Source organism: Klebsiella sp. WP8-S18-ESBL-06 (assembly GCF_014169755.1).
Taxonomy (GTDB): Bacteria; Pseudomonadota; Gammaproteobacteria; order Enterobacterales; family Enterobacteriaceae; genus Kluyvera; species Kluyvera ascorbata_B.
The window spans coordinates 1,648,111-1,666,341 of sequence record NZ_AP022256.1 but is presented as its reverse complement, the minus strand read 5'-3'; the positions used below and the strand labels follow the sequence as shown (position 1 = coordinate 1,666,341).

General features: G+C 56.4%; 11 protein-coding genes. 2 read left to right on the top strand and 9 right to left on the bottom strand.

The genetic code is table 11. The features are described 5' to 3' along the window. Window positions 1-3 precede the first annotated feature (3 nt). From menH to H7R76_RS07875, 4 genes are all read right to left on the bottom strand, one after another. The gene (menH, locus tag H7R76_RS07890; RefSeq protein WP_182967442.1) at window positions 4-771 is read right to left on the bottom strand and encodes a 2-succinyl-6-hydroxy-2,4-cyclohexadiene-1-carboxylate synthase; all 768 of its coding nucleotides are present in this window, start codon (window positions 769-771) and stop codon (window positions 4-6) included. Next, the gene (menD, locus tag H7R76_RS07885) at window positions 768-2,438 is read right to left on the bottom strand and encodes a 2-succinyl-5-enolpyruvyl-6-hydroxy-3-cyclohexene-1-carboxylic-acid synthase (protein ID WP_182967440.1); all 1,671 of its coding nucleotides are present in this window, start codon (window positions 2,436-2,438) and stop codon (window positions 768-770) included. The genes menH and menD overlap by 4 nt, the downstream gene beginning before the upstream one ends. Window positions 2,439-2,517: 79 nt before the next feature. Further along, entirely contained in the window at window positions 2,518-3,810 is a 1,293-nt protein-coding gene (gene menF / locus H7R76_RS07880; RefSeq protein WP_106924337.1) for an isochorismate synthase MenF, read from the bottom strand. A 147-nt stretch (window positions 3,811-3,957) separates the two neighbouring features. Next, entirely contained in the window at window positions 3,958-4,419 is a 462-nt protein-coding gene (locus H7R76_RS07875; protein ID WP_106924336.1) for a GNAT family N-acetyltransferase, read from the bottom strand. A 44-nt stretch (window positions 4,420-4,463) separates the two neighbouring features. On the opposite strand from H7R76_RS07875, the gene rbn reads away from it, so the two are divergent. Continuing rightward, entirely contained in the window at window positions 4,464-5,384 is a 921-nt protein-coding gene (rbn, locus tag H7R76_RS07870; protein WP_106924335.1) for a ribonuclease BN, read from the top strand. A 63-nt stretch (window positions 5,385-5,447) separates the two neighbouring features. Continuing rightward, window positions 5,448-6,440: a chemotaxis protein gene (locus tag H7R76_RS07865; RefSeq protein ID WP_106924334.1), complete on the top strand. Its 993-nt coding sequence runs from the start codon at window positions 5,448-5,450 to the stop codon at window positions 6,438-6,440. Between the two features lie 20 nt (window positions 6,441-6,460). Here the strand turns inward: H7R76_RS07865 and H7R76_RS07860 are convergent, their stop codons facing one another. The 5 genes from H7R76_RS07860 to H7R76_RS07840 all read right to left on the bottom strand — a co-directional run bounded on the left by H7R76_RS07860 (window position 6,461) and on the right by H7R76_RS07840 (window position 18,126). Continuing rightward, a complete protein-coding gene (locus tag H7R76_RS07860; protein ID WP_182967438.1) occupies window positions 6,461-7,903 on the bottom strand; it encodes an alpha/beta hydrolase in 1,443 nt (480 codons plus the stop codon). 148 nt (window positions 7,904-8,051) lie between these two features. Beyond that, window positions 8,052-9,386, bottom strand: a complete 1,335-nt coding sequence (locus H7R76_RS07855; RefSeq protein ID WP_106924332.1) for an HlyD family type I secretion periplasmic adaptor subunit — start codon at window positions 9,384-9,386, stop codon at window positions 8,052-8,054. Further along, window positions 9,383-11,155: a type I secretion system permease/ATPase gene (locus H7R76_RS07850; RefSeq protein WP_106924331.1), complete on the bottom strand. Its 1,773-nt coding sequence runs from the start codon at window positions 11,153-11,155 to the stop codon at window positions 9,383-9,385. Before H7R76_RS07850 ends, H7R76_RS07855 begins: the two co-directional genes overlap by 4 nt. A 54-nt stretch (window positions 11,156-11,209) precedes the next feature. Next, a complete protein-coding gene (locus H7R76_RS07845; RefSeq protein WP_182967436.1) occupies window positions 11,210-16,642 on the bottom strand; it encodes a peroxidase family protein in 5,433 nt (1,810 codons plus the stop codon). A gap of 635 nt (window positions 16,643-17,277) precedes the next feature. Then, window positions 17,278-18,126 carry a fumarylacetoacetate hydrolase family protein gene (locus H7R76_RS07840; RefSeq protein ID WP_182930279.1) on the bottom strand — a complete coding sequence of 283 codons (849 nt, stop codon included), beginning with the start codon at window positions 18,124-18,126 and terminating at the stop codon, window positions 17,278-17,280. Window positions 18,127-18,231: the final 105 nt, after the last annotated feature.

Genomic DNA, 18,231 nt, shown 5'->3' with positions numbered 1-18,231 from the left:
GTCCTATAAGTTAGCAGGCAAAATCTGCGCCAGACACGCCGCCACGTCCGCGGGATTTTCCCGGTGTGCGTTGTGTCCGGCATCACGAATAATATGGCAAGGCCGCGCAAGCGATTCGGCAATAGCACGAAACTTACGATCGCGTTCGCCACAAAGAAAGTGGAATGGGAAAGCGCAGGTTTGCAGCGCAGGCCGCAAATCGTCCTGCACCGCCAGCGAGGTGGCCAGCAGCATTGCCGCCAGCGCCACGCCGTTGTTTTCTTGTCGCAGCGCCACCAGAGCGTCGCGCTGTACGGCGGTCAGGCTGGCAAACACCGGCTGCTGATACCAGGCGTTAAACACCGTCGCCAGCGGCTGCTGGGCAAAGCGTTTCGCCCACCGCTGGTCGTTTTTCCAGCGTTCGGCGCGCTCGGCATCATCGGCGAGCCCGGGATGACCGCCTTCGACGATGACGCCTGCCAGGCCTGTCGGCTGCGAACAGCAGGCATAGTGCATCGCCACCCGGCCGCCCAGCGAGTACCCTACCAGCCAGTAGTTGAGTATGTTGTAACTCAGCAGCGTTGCCGTGAGCCATTTGTCCATGTCAGCGAAACCGCCTATCTGCACATTGTCCGAGCCGCCGTGTCCGGGAAGGTCAATATACAGGCGGTTTAGCGCGCTGAAGCGCTCACCCACGGGACGCCATTCGTGGCGATCGCCAGAAAAACCGTGCAAAAAGACCAGCCACGGCTGCGCGGGGTCGCCACGCTCGGCGACGGCATGGAGGATCATAGTTGGCTCACCTGCGCCAGCAGCTGCTGTAGCGTTTGTGCCCCGTCGGTGTCGTTCACCACCAGTTCAATCACCGTCGTCGCCGGTGCGCGCCAGGCCGCGCCGAGCGCCGACTCCAGCTCACTCCAGCTCTGCGGCTGATGGTAGTTCAGACCAAACATTTTCGCCGCGTGTTCAAAATGAACGTTCTGCGGCATAGCGTAAAAGCGCTCGCGCTCTTCCACTGGCGTGGGGAGCAGGGAGAAAATCTGCCCGCCGTTGTTGTTCACCACAATCAGTACCATCGGCGCCGAGACCTGGCGCAGCAGCGCCAGACCGTTAAGATCGTACAACGCGGAAAGATCGCCGACGATCGCCAGCGTTGGCCGCGCGCTGGCTCGCTGCACGCCCGCAGCCGTGGAAATCAGCCCATCGATACCGCTGGCGCCGCGATTGCTGTAGACCGGGTATCCCGCGGGCAGCTGGCCTAAAGCGTCAATCAGGCGCACCACGAGACTGTTGCCGACAAACAGCTGCCCCTGTTGCGGAAGATAACGATGAATACGGTGCGCCAGCTGCGCCTCGCCGAAGCGGTCGCCGTGCGCGGCAACCGTCTGCCAGGCCTGCGCGGAGATAGCAGGAATCACGGTGGCCCACGGCGCGCGTTTTTCCGCCGGATGCTGTTCCAGCCAGCGCGCAATGTTGCATACCAGACGACGCCCGCGATGGTGCGCCGGATCCAGACGGCCCGTAAGCGAGTCCACCAGCCAGTACTCATCCGGCTCGCAGGCAAGCTGCCATTGCAGTACGCGTTTACCGGTCAGGCTGCTGCCGATTTGCACCACGATCTGCGCCTGACGCAGCTCGTTCACCGCCGCCGGGTTGCCCAGCCAGAGATCGGCGCAGGGCAGCGGCTGCCCGGTTTGCGACAGCACGTCGCCAATCAGCGGCCAGCCCAGGGTTTTCGCCCACTCGGCCACCTGCTTGCCTTCTTCGGCGCCCATGCGCCCGGCCACCACCACACCGCGCTTCTGTCGCCAGAAGAACCAGTCGCGCTGGGCCGCGCTTTCCTGATGCAGCGCCTCGCGCAGCCAGGGTTTTTCCCCCTGCCACCAGTTTCCCAGCGCCTGCTGCCAGGCAAGGCCGGTTTCATCCATGTCGCCGTACAGCGGCTCGGCAAACGGGCAGTTAATATGCACGCCGCCGGCGTGTAGTGCTCCCAGCGCATCGTCAACCACCGATACCAGCCAGCGAGCCGGGATGTCCTGACTCGGGCGCGGCAGCGAAACGGTATGCGACGGGTGTGAGGCAAACATCCCCGGCTGGCGAATAGCCTGATTTGCGCCGCAGTCAATCAGCTCCGGCGGGCGGTCGGCGGTCAGCAGAATAATTTTTTCACCGGTCAGGCCCGCTTCAATCAGCGCCGGATAGAGGTTCGCCACGGCAGTCCCCGAGGTGACGATCACCGCGACCGGCGCTCGGCTCACCTTCGCCAGCCCCAGCGCCAGGTGCCCAAGGCCGCGTTCATCGAAATGGGTATGATGGATAAAGGCGCGGTTTTCCGCCGCCGCCAGGGTGAGCGGTGTTGAACGTGACCCGGGCGCGATGCAAACGTGCCGCACGCCGTGACGGGTTAATGCTTCCAGAATCACCGCCGCCCAGCGTCGGTTAAATGCGCTTACTGACATGAAATTGTCCGGTATCAAAGATTGCGGCTCAGTATAAATACTACGACAACGTAGGATTTTGATATGAGTCGGTAATGTTCTATTCAGAGAACAACAATGAGCGCAGCCCTGCCGCTTTATTTTCGATTTCCTGCCACTCCTGCTCCGGGTCGGAACCGTCGACAATCCCGGCACCTGCGTACAGGCGTACCGTTCGGTCTTCAACTTTCGCCGATCGCAGCGTGACGCAAAATTCGCTCTGCTGACGAGAAAGATAGCCCGCGGAGCCCGCGTACGCTTCACGGGTAAACGGCTCAAAGCGCTCAATAAACGCCAGCGCTGCCGCGCGCGGCAGCCCGGCAACCGCCGCCGTTGGCTGGAGCTGCAGCAAACACAGCGCGTCGTCCGGCCGCGTGAGCGTCGCCTGGATGCGGCGACGTAAATGCTGCACCTTGCGCAGGCGTACAATTTCGGCAGGCAACACGTCCAGCGCTTGCGTTACGTCCTGCAAACGCTGGCAGATATCGTCAACGACCAGGCCGTTTTCGCGCTGATTTTTATCGTCGCGCATCAGCCAGTCGCCGAGCCGCTGCGCCACCGTCGGGTCGTCGTGCGCCGCCACGGTACCGGCCAGCGCCTCGGTCAGCAGATCAACGCCGCGCCGACGGAACAGGCGCTCCGGCGACGAGCCGAGAAACGCCCGCCGCGCATCAAACGCCATAAAGAAATGATAGCAAGAGAAATTGACCCGGCGACTTGCCGCCATCAGCGCCCCCGCGTCCGGCGCATGGGTGAAGGTGAGATCCGTGGCCCGGGCCAGTACCACTTTGGTAAACTCGCCGTGACGAATCGCCTCGGTCGCCTGCGAAATCAGCCGGCACCAGCCCTCTTTACCCGGGCGATGGGTTTCGCTCTCCTGACGCAGGGTTAAGGCCGCGCTCGCGTGGTGGTCCGTGAGCAATGCCAGGCACGCCCGCGCCAGCGCCGCATCCTGCGCCAGCGAGACGTCGCTGCACACATTCAGTCGCAGCACCGCCCGTCCCGCTTCGCGCCGCCACTCCAGGCGGGGTAAAAACAGCGAGCCCTCGGTCGGCGTGAAGGCGTTAATGCCGCAAACGCGCACATCGTCACGCGCCTGCATCGCCAGAAAATCATTGGCCTGAGTCAGCGAGGAGAAGACGCGTACCGCGCCCAGCGCGGCGATCTCTTCTTTGCCGCTGCGCTGCTGCCAGTAAAACTGCGGCCAGACCGCCTGACCATTGAGCCAGGCGAGCGGATCGAAGGCATCGTTCAGGGGGAAAGCGACTTCAAGGATTCGCGTGCCGGGCAACGCGGGAAAATCGTCTGCCAGACGCGCTGACAGGCTTTGTAGCGCCGCTAAGATTGACAGCACGCAAACCTCCCTATCATAAAAACCACATAGTATAAGGGGTACTACCCATAAATTGCAGTACCCACGATTAGGGAGCGGGCGGGTATCAAGGCAATATCGCACTGAAAAGCAACGGACTTTGCCTTTTACTATAGCGGGAATTGGCGGCTATGCGCGGGTCACCTCACGCGCCATACCGACGTGCGGAATGCCGTCTTCGTCATACACATCGGTGACGGCGACAAAACCAAACTGAGCGTAAAAGTCACGCAGGTGTGCCTGGGCACCGAGATACAGCGCGCGCTGCGGCCAGCGTTGCAGGCAAGCGTCGACGGCGCGGGCCATCAGCTGATGCCCCAGCCGCTCGCCGCGAACGTCAGCGCTGACGATCACCCGGCCGACAGTCACCGGTTCGAGCGTTTCTTCACTCACCAGAATGCGCGCGTAGGCCACCAGCCTGTCGTCCTTCCAGCCCAGCAGATGGCGGTTCTCGCCGACCAGATCGTCGCCATCGACATCAAGATACGGGCAGGTTTGCTCCACCACAAACACTTCACAACGCAGCTTTAGCAGCGCATACAGCGCCGGGACGGTTAATTCAGAATGGTGCAAATCTTGCCAGCAAATCATGGTAGGCTCCTTAGACCTTTTTTTACCGCCAGGGGCGCGGCGCTATGCAATTGACTTTTTTAGGCACTTCCGCGGGTGTGCCAACGCGTACTCGCAACGTAACAGCAATGCTGCTGAATCTGCAACACCCCACGCAGCCGGGACTGTGGCTTTTCGACTGCGGCGAAGGAACCCAGCACCAGCTGCTGCATACGGCGTTCAACCCGGGAAAAATTGAGCGGATTTTTATCAGCCACCTGCACGGCGATCATCTTTTCGGCCTGCCAGGGCTGATTTGCAGCCGCTCGATGGCCGGTAGCGCCCAGCCGCTGACGCTATATGGCCCGAAAGGGCTCGCTGAGTTTGTCGACGCTACGCTGCGGCTAAGCGGCTCATGGACCGATTTCCCGTTGGACGTGGTGGAAATCAGCGCCGGTGAGATTCTGGACGATGGTCTGCGCAAAGTGACCGCCTACCCGCTCAATCATCCGGTCGAGTGCTACGGCTTTCGCGTGGAAGAGCACGACAAGCCCGGCGCGCTGGACGCCAGGCGGCTGATTGCCGACGGCGTGCCCTCCGGCCCGCTGTTCCAGAAGCTTAAAGCGGGCGAACGCGTCACGCTGGCAGACGGCCGGATTATCGACGGCGCCCATTATCTTGCGCCGGCAACACCCGGCAAGAAAATCGCTATTTTTGGCGATACCGCCCCCTGCGATGCGGCGCTGGCGCTGGCCCGTGACGTCGATCTGATGGTTCATGAAGCCACGCTGGAGGCCGCGATGGCGGAAAAAGCCAATAGTCGCGGCCATTCGTCGAGTGAACAAACCGCACAGCTGGCGCGAGCGGCTAACGCCAAACGGCTGATCGTCACTCACGTCAGCTCGCGATACGATGCCGAAGGCTGCCGCCGCCTGCTGGCCGAGTGCCGACATATTTTCCCGGACTGCGAGCTGGCCGACGATTTCGCCACCTTCACGCTGGCATAACGTTTTGTCTCACGGTGCCGATAACTGCGTTATTGAGTTCACGCTTTATACGCTGAGGGCACCATGGATAATTTCCAGAAAGAGATCGACGACAGGGCTAATCTGACCCTGTCCAACCGTTTTGAGCTGCTGCTGTTCCGCCTGGGCAAAGCCTCACAGAGCGACGCCTCGGAGCTGTACGGTATCAACGTGTTTAAGCTGCGCGAAATCGTCCCGATGCCGAGCTTCACCCGCCCCGCAGGCATCAAGCCGCCGCTGATGGGGATGGTGAACATTCGCGATCAGATTATCCCGGTTATCGATCTCGCCGCCGTCGCCGGCTGCACCCCCAGCAACGGGCTGAATATCCTGCTGATCACCGAATATGCCCGCAGCGTGCAGGCCTTCGCCGTCGAGTCGGTAGAGAATATCACCCGCCTCGACTGGACGCAGATTCACACCGCCGAAAAAGCGGTAAACGGCAAGTACATTACCAGCATCGCCTGCCTGGACGATCACCAGGAGAGCAACAACCTCGCGATGGTTATCGATGTGGAGCAGATTCTTTACGACATCACCCCGTCAAATCACGATCTGCACGCGAAAGAGCTCAATCCGCGCAAATTCAATATTAAGCCGGGCGCCACCGCCATTGTGGCTGAAGATTCCAAAGTGGCGCGCGCGATGCTCGAAAAAGGGCTGAAGGCCATGGATATCCCGGCGCAGCTGCACGTCACCGGTAAAGAAGCGTGGGAGAAAATTGAGCATATCGCCCAGCAGGCGGCGCAAGAAGGTGTGCCGGTAAGCGACAAAATCGCCCTCGTGCTGACCGACCTTGAAATGCCGGAAATGGACGGTTTTACCCTGACCCGCAAGATTAAAACCGACCCGCGTCTGCGCAATATTCCGGTGGTGATCCACTCGTCGCTGTCGGGGAATGCCAATGAGGACCATATCCGCAAGGTGAACGCCGACGGCTACGTTGCAAAATTTGAGATTAACGAGCTGGCCTCGGTGATTGAGCAGGTGCTAAAGGCACCGGGCGGTAAAACCGACGGCGCGCTGCACGCGGTGTAATCCCCCGTGCCGCCGGCCGCTTAACGGGCAATGGTCCGATCGATACGGCTTATCATGTACGGGAAGAAGGGGTTGGACGACATGCGCATCAGGGCATCCAGTTCAACCACCATCGCCCCGCGTTCGCCGCGCGCGGCCACGGTCCCCAGGCTAATACCGTACTGATTGCGCAGCTGAGGCTCGCGACCGTACAGGGAATCCGTCACCGGGAACGGCAGCGCAATATGCGAAAGCGAGTAAACATCGCGCGGATAATCAATGCCCAGCGGCGCCACGCGCGCATTCATCTGCCCGGCCTCGGTGGTGCGGGCCTCGGTTTGGGTGGTGGTAGGCTCAACGTTCGCCACAACGGTCACGCCGTATTGACGCGGCGGCGCGGGCAGCAGCCGTGAAAGCGCCGCACTGGATGACGCGCGCAGCAGCGGCGTCACGGTGGCGGCCTGGTTAAGGTCAAACAGCACCAGCTCGCTGCCGTTGGCAGTAAGCCGCTCGTATAAGCCGGTCAGCACCGCGTCACTGCTGACCGTCGAATCCATCACCGACTGGAAGGTCAAAATCGGCGGCAGCGCGCTCAGCTTATGCTGTCGCGCCCCTGCCGCTATTTGCTTTTGCAACGCCTGAGTGAGCGCATACGACTGACGTGCGGCGTTGACCGGGAACGAATTATATTTGAACGGGTTATACTCCGGGACAATGCCGAGCCACGCCGCTTTTGCAAACGCCGGGAAGACCGCCGGCCAACCGGCAACGCCGGCAAAACGGGCGAACGACGTAATGCCGATCATCGGCGAAATCAGGACCACCTGCTGCGGCCTGTCCAGCGTCGGGTCATCCAACGCATCCAGTGCATATTTCATCGCCAGCGCCCCGCCGTTGGAGTAACCCACCAGATGCAGCGGGCGATCCTTACCGCTCAGCGCCTTCGCTTCTCTTACCGCCAGCCGCGTAGCGGCCAGCCAGTCCTGCCACGCCACATCCGTTAACGCCCCGGGTACCGTGCCGTGCGCGGGCAGACGAATGGCCACGGCCACGTAGCCCAGTTGCTGATAGTGCATCGCAATATGTCGCATGCTGTAGGGCGTATCGGTTAGCCCATGCAGCAAGACCACCGCACCTTTTGGCTGCCCCTGCGGCTTCAGAACGACAGAACGGTTCCAGTCCATGGAAAAATGACCGGGATAAAGCGGGCTTTGCGCAAAATAGCGGTTAAACGACGCCTGCTGGCTGGCGGGCAATTTGTCGGTTACGTTGGCGCGAACGTCAGAGAAAAGCCGATTTTCCGCGCGGATGTAGCCGTCCCAGGTTGTATTATCGATGGCCGGAGCCTGCATGTCGTGCGGCACAAAGGTATGCCACAGCTGGAGAGGCGGTTTGCTTTGAATGTCGTAAATCCGCGTCCCCAGCACGCCGAGCAGCACAAAAACAACAAATAAAACCATGCGCTTAGTCCATTTCACCAGCATGACGTTGACGCAGCTCCTTAGGGTATCGAGTATTCTGGCTGGCCAACAGAGGCCAGCTTGAGTCAGTGGGTAATAGGGTATTACAAACCAAGAAGGTCGGCCTGAAAAATTCGCCAACCTTCTGAGGAATGCCAGACAGCAACCGCGCTCAGATCTCTTTAAACGCCATCTCAAGCCGGGCCATTAGCGGTTTAAACAGATAGCTCAGGAATGTCCTTTCGCCCGTTTTGATGGTGACGCTGGCCGGCATCCCGGCCTTAATTTTATGGTCACGCAGCAAACGCACCCCCTCGGGTAACACCTGAACTTCAGCCAGGTAATAAGGTTGTTGCGTTACTTTGTCGGTCAGGCGATCGGCGGAAACTGTCAATACCCGAGCCGGTACAGAAGGCAGCAACGCATGGTTTAGCGCGGGGAATAGCACATCGACAGTGAGCCCCGGCGCCAGTTTATCAATCGCATGCACCGGGATTTTGGCATCAATTTGCAACGGCTGACCGGCGGCGACAATGTCCATTAAACGTTCCCCCGGCTGAATCACCCCGCCAACGGTGCTGACCTTCACATCCAGCACAATACCGTCAATAGGAGAACGAATCACCGTGTTATCCCGTTCATGCCGGGTTGACTGCAGCTCATCTTCCAGCATCGCAACCTCTTTTTGCTTAAGCATTAATTCGGACTCCACTTCCCGCAAATACTGATGTTGCACCTGATAGGCCTTGATTCTCATCTCATTTTGCTGCGACTTTAACTTGGCGATATTGAGAATATCCTCTGATACGGTACTGGATATTTCTGCGGCCTCACGTTCCAGTACCATGAGCTGTGCTTTGGGGTAGTAATTTTTCTCACTGAGCGCCCGAACGGCGCCCAATTCTTTATTGATTAGCGTGAACTGACGTTCGCGATAGCCTTTGATTTTATTGAGGTTCTCCGTCTGCCCGGCCAGGCCATCCAGCGTCTCCTCAATCATTGATATCTCATCCTGCACATTTTTCCGGCGAGTTAAAAAGAGCTTCGCCTGCAGCTGCTGACTTTCCAGCAGGCGTTTATTGCCAGCAAAATGCTTGAGCAGCGACGGACTGAACGTGATGTGATCCGCCCCCGTCCTTTCCGCCAGTAAACGATCCTCGCTGGTTTTCGCCGAAATATACTGCGCGCTTAAGGCGCTGTAGCGCATGTCCAGCTGCAACGTATCCAGGCGCATCAGGACCTGATTTTTTTTCACCACATCGCCTTCTTTCATGTAGATATCCGTTACCCGCCCTCCGCTGAGATGCTGGATAGTTTTGCGATTATTCGACACCGTGACGGTACCATCAGCCACCACCCCGGCATCTAAAGGCGCTTTGACGGCCCATAATAAAAAACCGCCTACCGCAATCACGATAACGACCAGACCTTTAATGAGCGGCGGCCAGATATTGGTATCGATAGTGTCGGTTTCCGGCATGGCAGACGCTTTCGGTTTACTTTTCATGATAAGGCCTCGCGAGGGGCGTCATTGAGGGTCTGCACAACGGGATTGTCTGCCGTCGCGGCTTCGGTAGCGGAGACGGATTTCAGAATATTGGCCTGACGTAAATTGGCGAATACCTGCTCACGCGGACCGAATGCCTGCATCGTCCCCTCGTTAATTAGCAGCACTTTGTTCACAACGCCGAGCAGAGTTGGGCGATGAGAGATCAGCGCGACCGTTTGCCCGTGCTCGCGCAGCGCGATAATCGCCTTGATTAACGCCATCTCACCGGCATCATCAAGGTTGGCATTGGGTTCATCAAGAACAATAAAAGCCGGATTATTAAACACCGCTCGCGCCAGACCGATACGCTGGCGCTGACCGCCGGACAGCTGGTAACCATTAGCGCCCAGAGGGGTGTCGTAGCCCTGAGGCAGGCGTAAAATCATGTCATGGACGCCAGCGAGCATGGCTGCGGCAACGATCGGCGGGCTGTCGGTATGGCTAAAGCGGGCGATATTTTCGGCAATCGTCCCTTCGAACAATTCAACATCCTGCGGCAGGTAGCCGATAGAGGGGCCAAGCAATATTTTGTCCCACTGGCAAATGTCCGCCCCGTCAATCCGTACTTTTCCACTCAGCGGCTGCCATACGCCAACCATGAGCTTAGCCAGCGAACTCTTTCCGGAAGCGGAAGGCCCGATAATCCCCAGCACCTCACCTTGTTCGAGTTGGAAAGAAATGTTGCGCAGCGTGGCGATTTTTTGCCCTGGAGGCGCGGCGAAGACCCCTTCAACGCTAATCGTGCCTTTCGGGGTGGGAAGGTTCATTTTCTCTGGCGGGGCCGGATAATCGCGCAATAATGCGGTTAACTGCTTCCAGGCGCTGCGGAACTGCACAAACTGCTTCCAACTGCTGATAACCTGTTCCACCGGGCTCAGCACGCGCCCCAGGATGATCGATGCGGCAATCATCAGCCCCGGGGTGATCTCCCCGGCGATCACCAACAACGCGCCAACGCCCAACGATATAGATTGCAAAAGTACGCGGACAAAACGGCTCAGGCTGCTGTATACCGCCGATCTATCGGCAATGTAGGTTTGTAAAATCATCACCTTACTGTGGCCTTCTAGCCAATGCTGCTTCAGGGAAGCCAGCATTCCCATGGCTTCAATAGCATCGGCATTTTGTAACTGCTTATTAAGCCTGCTGCTGTTATTCACGCTGAGCATATTCGCCTGTTGAATCGGATTTTTCGTCGACAATTCGGTTAATAACGTCAGGAAAAATAAAATAATAATCCCCGCAAGCGACAGATAACCTAATATGGGGTGAACCAGAAAAGCGACCAGTAAATAAAAAGGTGTCCAGGGGATATCCAGTAAGGCAAATAAGCTATTGCCTGCCAGCACCTGGCGAATTTGAGCCAGATCGTTTAGCGCCTGCGCCGGATTGTTATCACCGGTCGCAATTTTACGCTTAAACGTGGCGTTAAAGACCAACTGATTCAGCTTTACATCCAGGCGGTTACCGAGCCGGGTCATGACGCTGGAACGCGCGAATTCGATCATCCCAATGACGCAGTATAACCCAATGATTAACAACGTTAGCATGAATAATGTTGTGGTGTTCTGGCTGGCCAGAACACGATCGTACACTTGTAGCATATAAATTGCCGGCGCCAGCATAAGCATATTGATGACACTGCCAAAAAACAGCAGCACAATAAATGCAGGTCGGGTTCCTTTCAGAGCATTTTTCAATTCTGTGGACTTATACTGGCGCGGCATAGTTTACTCCTTATTAAACCAATAAGGTTGTGCTGTTATTACGGCGTTGATGAATTAACCCAGCTGGAAATCATTCAGCTGGATCGAATTAACCGCAGTATTCAACAACGTGATTTTGTCTCCGTTAGTGAAGCTCAGGACCGTTGACGTTCCGCTCGCCGCAATACTGACGTTGCTGGCAAAGTTCGCCGCCGTCAGCCCCCGACCCTGCAGGCTGATCAGATCCTGCCCCTGGTTCGGGTTGCTGTCGAAGTCGGTAATGATGTCCTGGCCAAAGTTAAGGCCGAAAATAAAGAAGTCATTCCCCCCGCCCCCGGAGAGGGTATCATTGCCGCTGCCGCCGTTCAGACGGTCAACGCCGTTGCCGCCCGTAATGATGTTGTTCAGTGCGTTACCCGTACCGGTAAAGCCGCCGGTCCCGGTGAATGCCAGCACTTCAACATTGTCGCTCAGCGTGTAGGTATTCAGGCTGGTTCTGACGGTATCATTGCCGCCGTTCACCGCCTCTATCACCCTATCCCCTACATTATCAACAATATAAATATCATTACCGGCCCCACCCGTCAGGGTATCAGCACCCACGCCACCGTTCAGACTATCGTTGCCATTGCCGCCCAGCAGCGTATCGTTACCCGCCAGACCCGACAGGGTATCGTCACCGTCCATCCCGTTCAGCGTGTCGTTGCCGCTGCCGCCGGTCATGGTGTTTGCCAACGCGTTCCCGACGCCGTTAAAGTTCCCCGAGCCGGTAAAGATCAGGTTTTCAACGTTATCGGCCATCACGTAGCTGTTGAGAGAAACCGAGACGGTGTCCGTTCCGCCATTCACGCCCTCAACCACCACATCCCCCAGGTTATCAACGGTGTAGCTATCGTTACCGGTACCGCCGGTCATCTGGTCGGCACCCGCGCCGCCGTTGAGGGTGTCATTGCCGGCGCCGCCGAGCAAAATATCATCACCAGCCAGGCCGGACAGGGTATCGTTACCGTTGCCTCCGTCGAGATAATCACTGCCGTTGGTACCGACGAGCGTCGTTGCGCCGTTACCGCCCACCAGCATATTGCCGACAGTCTGGGTCGACGCAGAGGTCAGTACAACGGAAGGGTTTCCTTCGTCATCGGTCACGGTCACCACAACCCGCAGATTACGGTCCACCGTCAGTAACGTTGGGGTATAGGTGGCGGCCGTAGCCCCCACAATATTGATAAAGCCGAACAGCGTGCTCATTTGCCATTGGTAGCGGAAGTTGTTGCCGTTGGTCAGGCCATCGCCATCGGTGATCCCCGAAACATCGGCCGTCAGCGTCATGTTCCTGGTTGGAGTCAGATCGCTTATCACCGGCAGACCACGGGTCGGAAGATCGCGTGGCCCAACGGCGCTGGTGGCCGCCGAGATCAGCGTTTCGGCATCGCCCATCCGGTCGGTAAAGCTGGCAACCACCCGCAGCTGGGCGCCTGACAAATTATTGCCCACCCGGAATTCGGTCCCCGTCGCCTGGTCTCGCCATTGCCCGCCGATCAGCGCCTGCCAGGTATAAACGATCGGTAAATTACTCACCAGACCGTTACCATCCTGCACATCGGAAGCACTCACGCGCAGCAGATCGCCTGCCGCAGGTGCCTTGTTGTTAATATCGACGTTGCCCGTGGCTTTTTGCGCCGTCACCCACAGCTGTGTGCCATCACCGAACTCCAGCTTCTCGATATTAAGCAGGCGGTCGACGCCGTCACCGTCAGGTAAATTAGCCGATACCGTGGCATGATTGACCGTCAGGCTGCCATCCGGATTACGGGTAAACAGGTAGTTGCCGTTAACGTCGCGGTAGAGCGCAAGGTCAATTTCCCCTTTATTACCGTCGTTGAGGATTTCACGCACAGTATGGAGCTGACCGGGGTTCAACGTGCCGTTAAGCAGTTCAGCCTTGATGTCATTCATACTGTCGACGCTTTTAATCACCGCCCCCAGTTTATCTCTGACCTCAATGCGCACATTCAACCAGGCATCACCATCGATAATGTCATCCCCCGCTTTCCCCATAATGCGGTCACTGCCGCCGCCGCCGAGCAGAATATCGGCGCCATTATCCGGGTTAAGCACCACGCCATTGACCGCATTGTTGATGAGATTGCTGCCGACCACTTTGTCCAGACCGTTTATCCGCGCAACGCCGTCGAGGGTAAGGTTGTTGGACAGCGGCGTCCCCTGTACCGGCGCCGTGCCGATGGGCGCATCGGTACCAATTAACAGATCGTTAAATTTCCAGCCTGATAACCCTTCGACCAGGTCGAAGCGATCGCGCAGAATAAACTCCTGCTGATTGACGAAGATCGGAATACCCAGGTCGGAATTCGCCGCGTTCGGGTCACCTTTATGAATCGCCCAGTCGAAGCCCGCCATCCCGTTGTTACGCTGGATCCCTGCGCCCTGGACCATGATATCGTCGCCGGCCTCGCCGTCGTAGTCGGTATCATTCCCCTGGCCATTCAGCACATCATGGCCCACGATGGTGCTGTTAAAGAACAGCTCGGAATTTTCACCGGCCAGGGTATCGAAGCCATCCCCGCCTTCGATCCAGTCATCGCCTTCGTTGCCCATCAGCATATCGCCGCCGGAGCCACCGAGGATAAAGTCATCATCCAGGCCGCCGAACACCTCCTGCGCATCTTCGCCCACCACGATAAAATCCTTACCGCTGCCGCCGAAGCTCAGGTCGTTACCGTTACCGCTGAAGATAACGTCGTTGCCCGCATCACCGTGAAGGAAGTCCGCGCCGCCAACCGGGGTACCGGTGTCGGTAATAATGTCATCCCCATCGCCGCCGTGGACGGTATCCGCCTCATCGCCGCCATCCAGCCGGTCATTCCCTGCGTCTCCCCACAGGCTGTCGATACCTTTACCGCCTATCAGGGTGTCGTTGCCCGCAGATCCGCCCAGCACCACATGGCCATCGCCGGAGTATTTGAGGTAGGCACCATCCGCTTTGCCGTCACCGTCAACATCCGCACCGGCCGCTTTACGGACGACTAATGGCGTCAGAAGGTCTTTTAAGCGATCTCCCCAGAGAGGGTCCGCGCCGACCTGCACCGCCTTGTTCACTTCCAGCGTGTGATCGGGGGTCATAAACAGTTTTGCATGGACGTGAGAGGAACCTTCATCACCCAGATCGCTGTTACGCATGACCAGGGCGGCGAACGAGTTGGCCTCCAGTTGGTTAAGCATGTTTAGCCCCTGAGTTCGACTCAGGTAATAGAAACGGTCGCCGTCCTGTAGCATTTCCATTTGGGTTTCAAAGACAAAGTTGAACGTAGAGCCCAACATGCCGCCGAATTCCATTTTGCGTTCCGCCAGGCCGCCGATCCAGAAATCGACCTTGTTCAGCCCGCTCTCTTTGTTGGCCCATACGCCGGTACTGTTAAAGAAGTCAAAGGCGTCAGCACGGCTAGCGTCGGCATCAGGGCCGAACAGCAGAAACTCAACGGCCGCGCGTTTTGCCTCGATGGTGGTGGCGTTAAGAATCAACTCATGCTGACCATAGGCGGCCATAAAGTTGAGGATCGAGGCCGTATTTTTTAAATGCGCCGCAAAATCTGCCCAGCTGGTATACGGTTTTAATTCGCTATTACCGGTGAGCGTATAAAACTGATCGCGGGCCTGGTTGAGCGTCGGCATAAAAGTGTCGCGGCCGCGAGCAATATTGAGTGCGCCGAGATCGAGCGGCAAACCAACCAGATTATTACGCAGCGCGCCGGTGAGAAACTCATCAATTTCGTTTCCCACCTGGCGGGTCATACCACGGACAATGGCCCCGATGGCCGCATTATTATCCATGGAACCATTGTTATCGAACGCCAGTGGATTAAGAAACGCCTGAATAAGCCCCAGATTGTCACTTTGCATATCGATGCCCGTTCTGTCGACGGTCTCCGTCAGCATCGAGTGACCAAAGCGGTAAACGACGTGGGCAAACTCAGCAAAAATAGCCGGGTTAATATCGGCCGTGTTCGAGAAGACGAAGGGGTCAACCGCAGGCTGTACGGCACGCGCAAACTCTTCAAAGACGAGGTGCTGATACTGCATCTCGGTGGTGAATCGTCCCGCCTGGAACAAATATTCCCCGTTCCAGACCAGCGTGCTGGTATCCGCCGGAATGGCGGTGATTTCATGTCCTGGCATCAGCCATTGGTTAACCAGCCCTACATCACCTGACGCCAGCAGCGTGGTTTTGTACTGCTCAACCAGGCGGTTATGTTCATCATGGAAAACCGAGTGCACCGCAGTTAAGCCAATGTTTTCATTGCCACGCCCATCGCCGGTAATGAAGTGACGATCGAGCAGTTCATTATCGTAGGTTCCCGCTTCCGTCGTGCCATTAATGACATTATCCGCATCCGGCGCCAGTATCTTAACGCCATCAACCGTGACAAATTTAGGCACCGCAGTGTGCGCAATATCGTCAAGGAAGGCATGGCCGGTGCGCAACGTGTCCGCAGGCAACAGTCCTCCGTTGGCTTCAACCAGACCATGCAGGGTAACAATCTGGACTTTTCCGCCATCGCTCAATATCAGGTTTCCGTAACGGTCGGTTGCCAGCAGCGGCACGTTGGAAATGTCCGCATCCGTCAGCTGGATACCGAGGTACTGCAGCGCATGCGCCTTCACTTCGCCCCAGGTCGCAATCCCATGAGCACCGTCCAGCAGTTGGCCCGTAGGCTCCGGCTTACCGTCAATAAAAGTGTATTCCCGCAGGAATATCTGATGCGATGGATGAGAGGTATAGGTCTGGTTTTGGTCAATCCACGGCGTGGTGGTATTGACCGTATTCAGCGTTGCGTCGACTTTCGCCCGGGTGAGGATCATGAAATTTGCCGCGCCCGGGGCCGTGCTATAGAGCGGGTCATCGGGCATCAACGGGATAAACACGATCCCATTTCCGGCTTTCGGAATCAGATCCAGACCATGGTCAAAGAACTGCCCAAAGAAGGTCATCCAGCCGTTAAAGGCCGGAGATAAACCAATGTCCGGCGAGAGATTCGGAATCGACAAACTGCCGTTCACGCTCCCGCCGCCGCCGGGAGCATCCGCAAGACCCGCGGCCGCTTCGACCGCAGCAGGGTTGTTCGTACTCTGATCGGAGATAATATTGCTAATCATACGCGGGTCAGCATCGTTCACCACGGCGTTCGGGCCCGATGCCAGCAGGTATTGCGCTAAGGTGGGATCGTTGCGGATAGCCTCCAGATCCAGCGGAACGAGTCTTGGCATCGTCTGGTCGGCAGAGCCAAACAGCTCCTGACCGGGTAACAGATTATTCCATGACCCATCAACGGTGCGTATTCCATACGGGAGCAGCGGATCGCCGACAAGCGCGGTGAGCTTATCGCCATCGATGCTGCCATCCGCATTGTTAGCCGATTCGGAGAGTTTGATCTGCTTGAGAATAAACGCCAGGTCATGTAGCGTAACCGTAAAATCATATTGTGCGGCCATACGTCATTACCTCAAAATTGAATCGCGATTAACATTCGTTTTTTATTAACGAACGTTCGGGCAATTACATTCCATCTTGCTGAATTAACTATCGAATGGCGGTTGCATAGATATCCTCCGGGCAACGTTGTTGATGACACGCACGTCCCCGAATGACAGACGCGGGGCCGCGCTGGCGATAAAGGTTAATCACGATGCTGGAGGAAATAATAAAATGACAGCCGAATACCGCTACGCCGAGAATGCATAGGGGGATGCTAAAAAATAAAACGGGGCGATGACAATCGTTAGAAAATATTAATGATTATTTAAATATGTTAGTGAATGTAACGATTTTGTCATGATAAAACTATGGCATGCTGAAAGTCGCTTTCAATAATACTTTAGATTGATTTTCATTTAAATTTGCCACTGTAAAAACAGCAATTTAAACAAGGCGTAAGCGCTGGCTTTAATATTGAGCGTATTGATAACAATAGGTTGTAGATGACGAAAATATCTGGTGCGGGTAAACCGACACACAACTTTCTTCCTCAGTCATAAAACCGATGCGGAGAAGGTAAAAACGGCCGTCAGCAGTCTGCGCTCCAACGGCTAGCCTTTTCCTCCCCACACCGTCTGAACCGCCGGCAACATTATCCAGGGTATTTGACTAAGCGCTGCTTCAGCTCGCCAATGCCTTCTATGTGAGTAGACAGCACGTCTCCCTCTTTTAGCCACACTGGCGCCGGTTTCATCCCCATCGCAACCCCTGGAGGTGTCCCCGTCGCAATAATATCTCCGGGATTCAGCGTCATATAACGGCTTAAATACGCGACAATTTCTGCAACAGGGAAAATCATCTGCCGAGTATGACTGTCCTGGCGGACCTGACCGTTGACCTCAAGCCAGATACGCAGATTTTGCGGGTCGGTGATTTCATCCGCGGTGACCAGGTAAGGGCCTAATGGGCCGAAGGTATCAAAGCTCTTACCCTTATCCCACTGTGAAGACTGAAACTGGAAAGTACGCTCGGAAATATCATTTACCACACAGTAACCCGCTATATAATCAAACGCTTGCTCCTGAGGGATAAATTTTGCTTGTTTACCAATAATAATACCCAATTCAGCCTCCCAGTCGAGTTGACTGGAATGGGGAGGAATGAATATATCGTCATGTGGCCCACAGATTGAACCTGGTGATTTAAAGAATACTACCGGCTCCTGCGGAATGGGCATGCCGGCTTCTTGAGCATGATCCCGGTAATTTAATCCTATAGCGATAAATTTCGAAGGTGTGGCAATTGGCGCGCCAATTCGTACTGATTTATCGATTAATTCCAGATTTTCCGGATCCAGTTGGCGAATAGCATCAAGACATTTTCGATCAAGCGTTTGGTGGTCAATATCACCCATCAAAAAAGACAGATCGCGGATATTTCCGTTGTTATCTATCAACCCCGGCTTTTCTTTACCCACTTCACCATAACGACAAAGTTTCATATTTACCTCTGCTCATTTCGCCTGTTTTAAACTGTCCTCATTATAATATCTTGATATTCATTTGCTCATTATCTTTGCTGATAACCATTATATTTAATTATTATA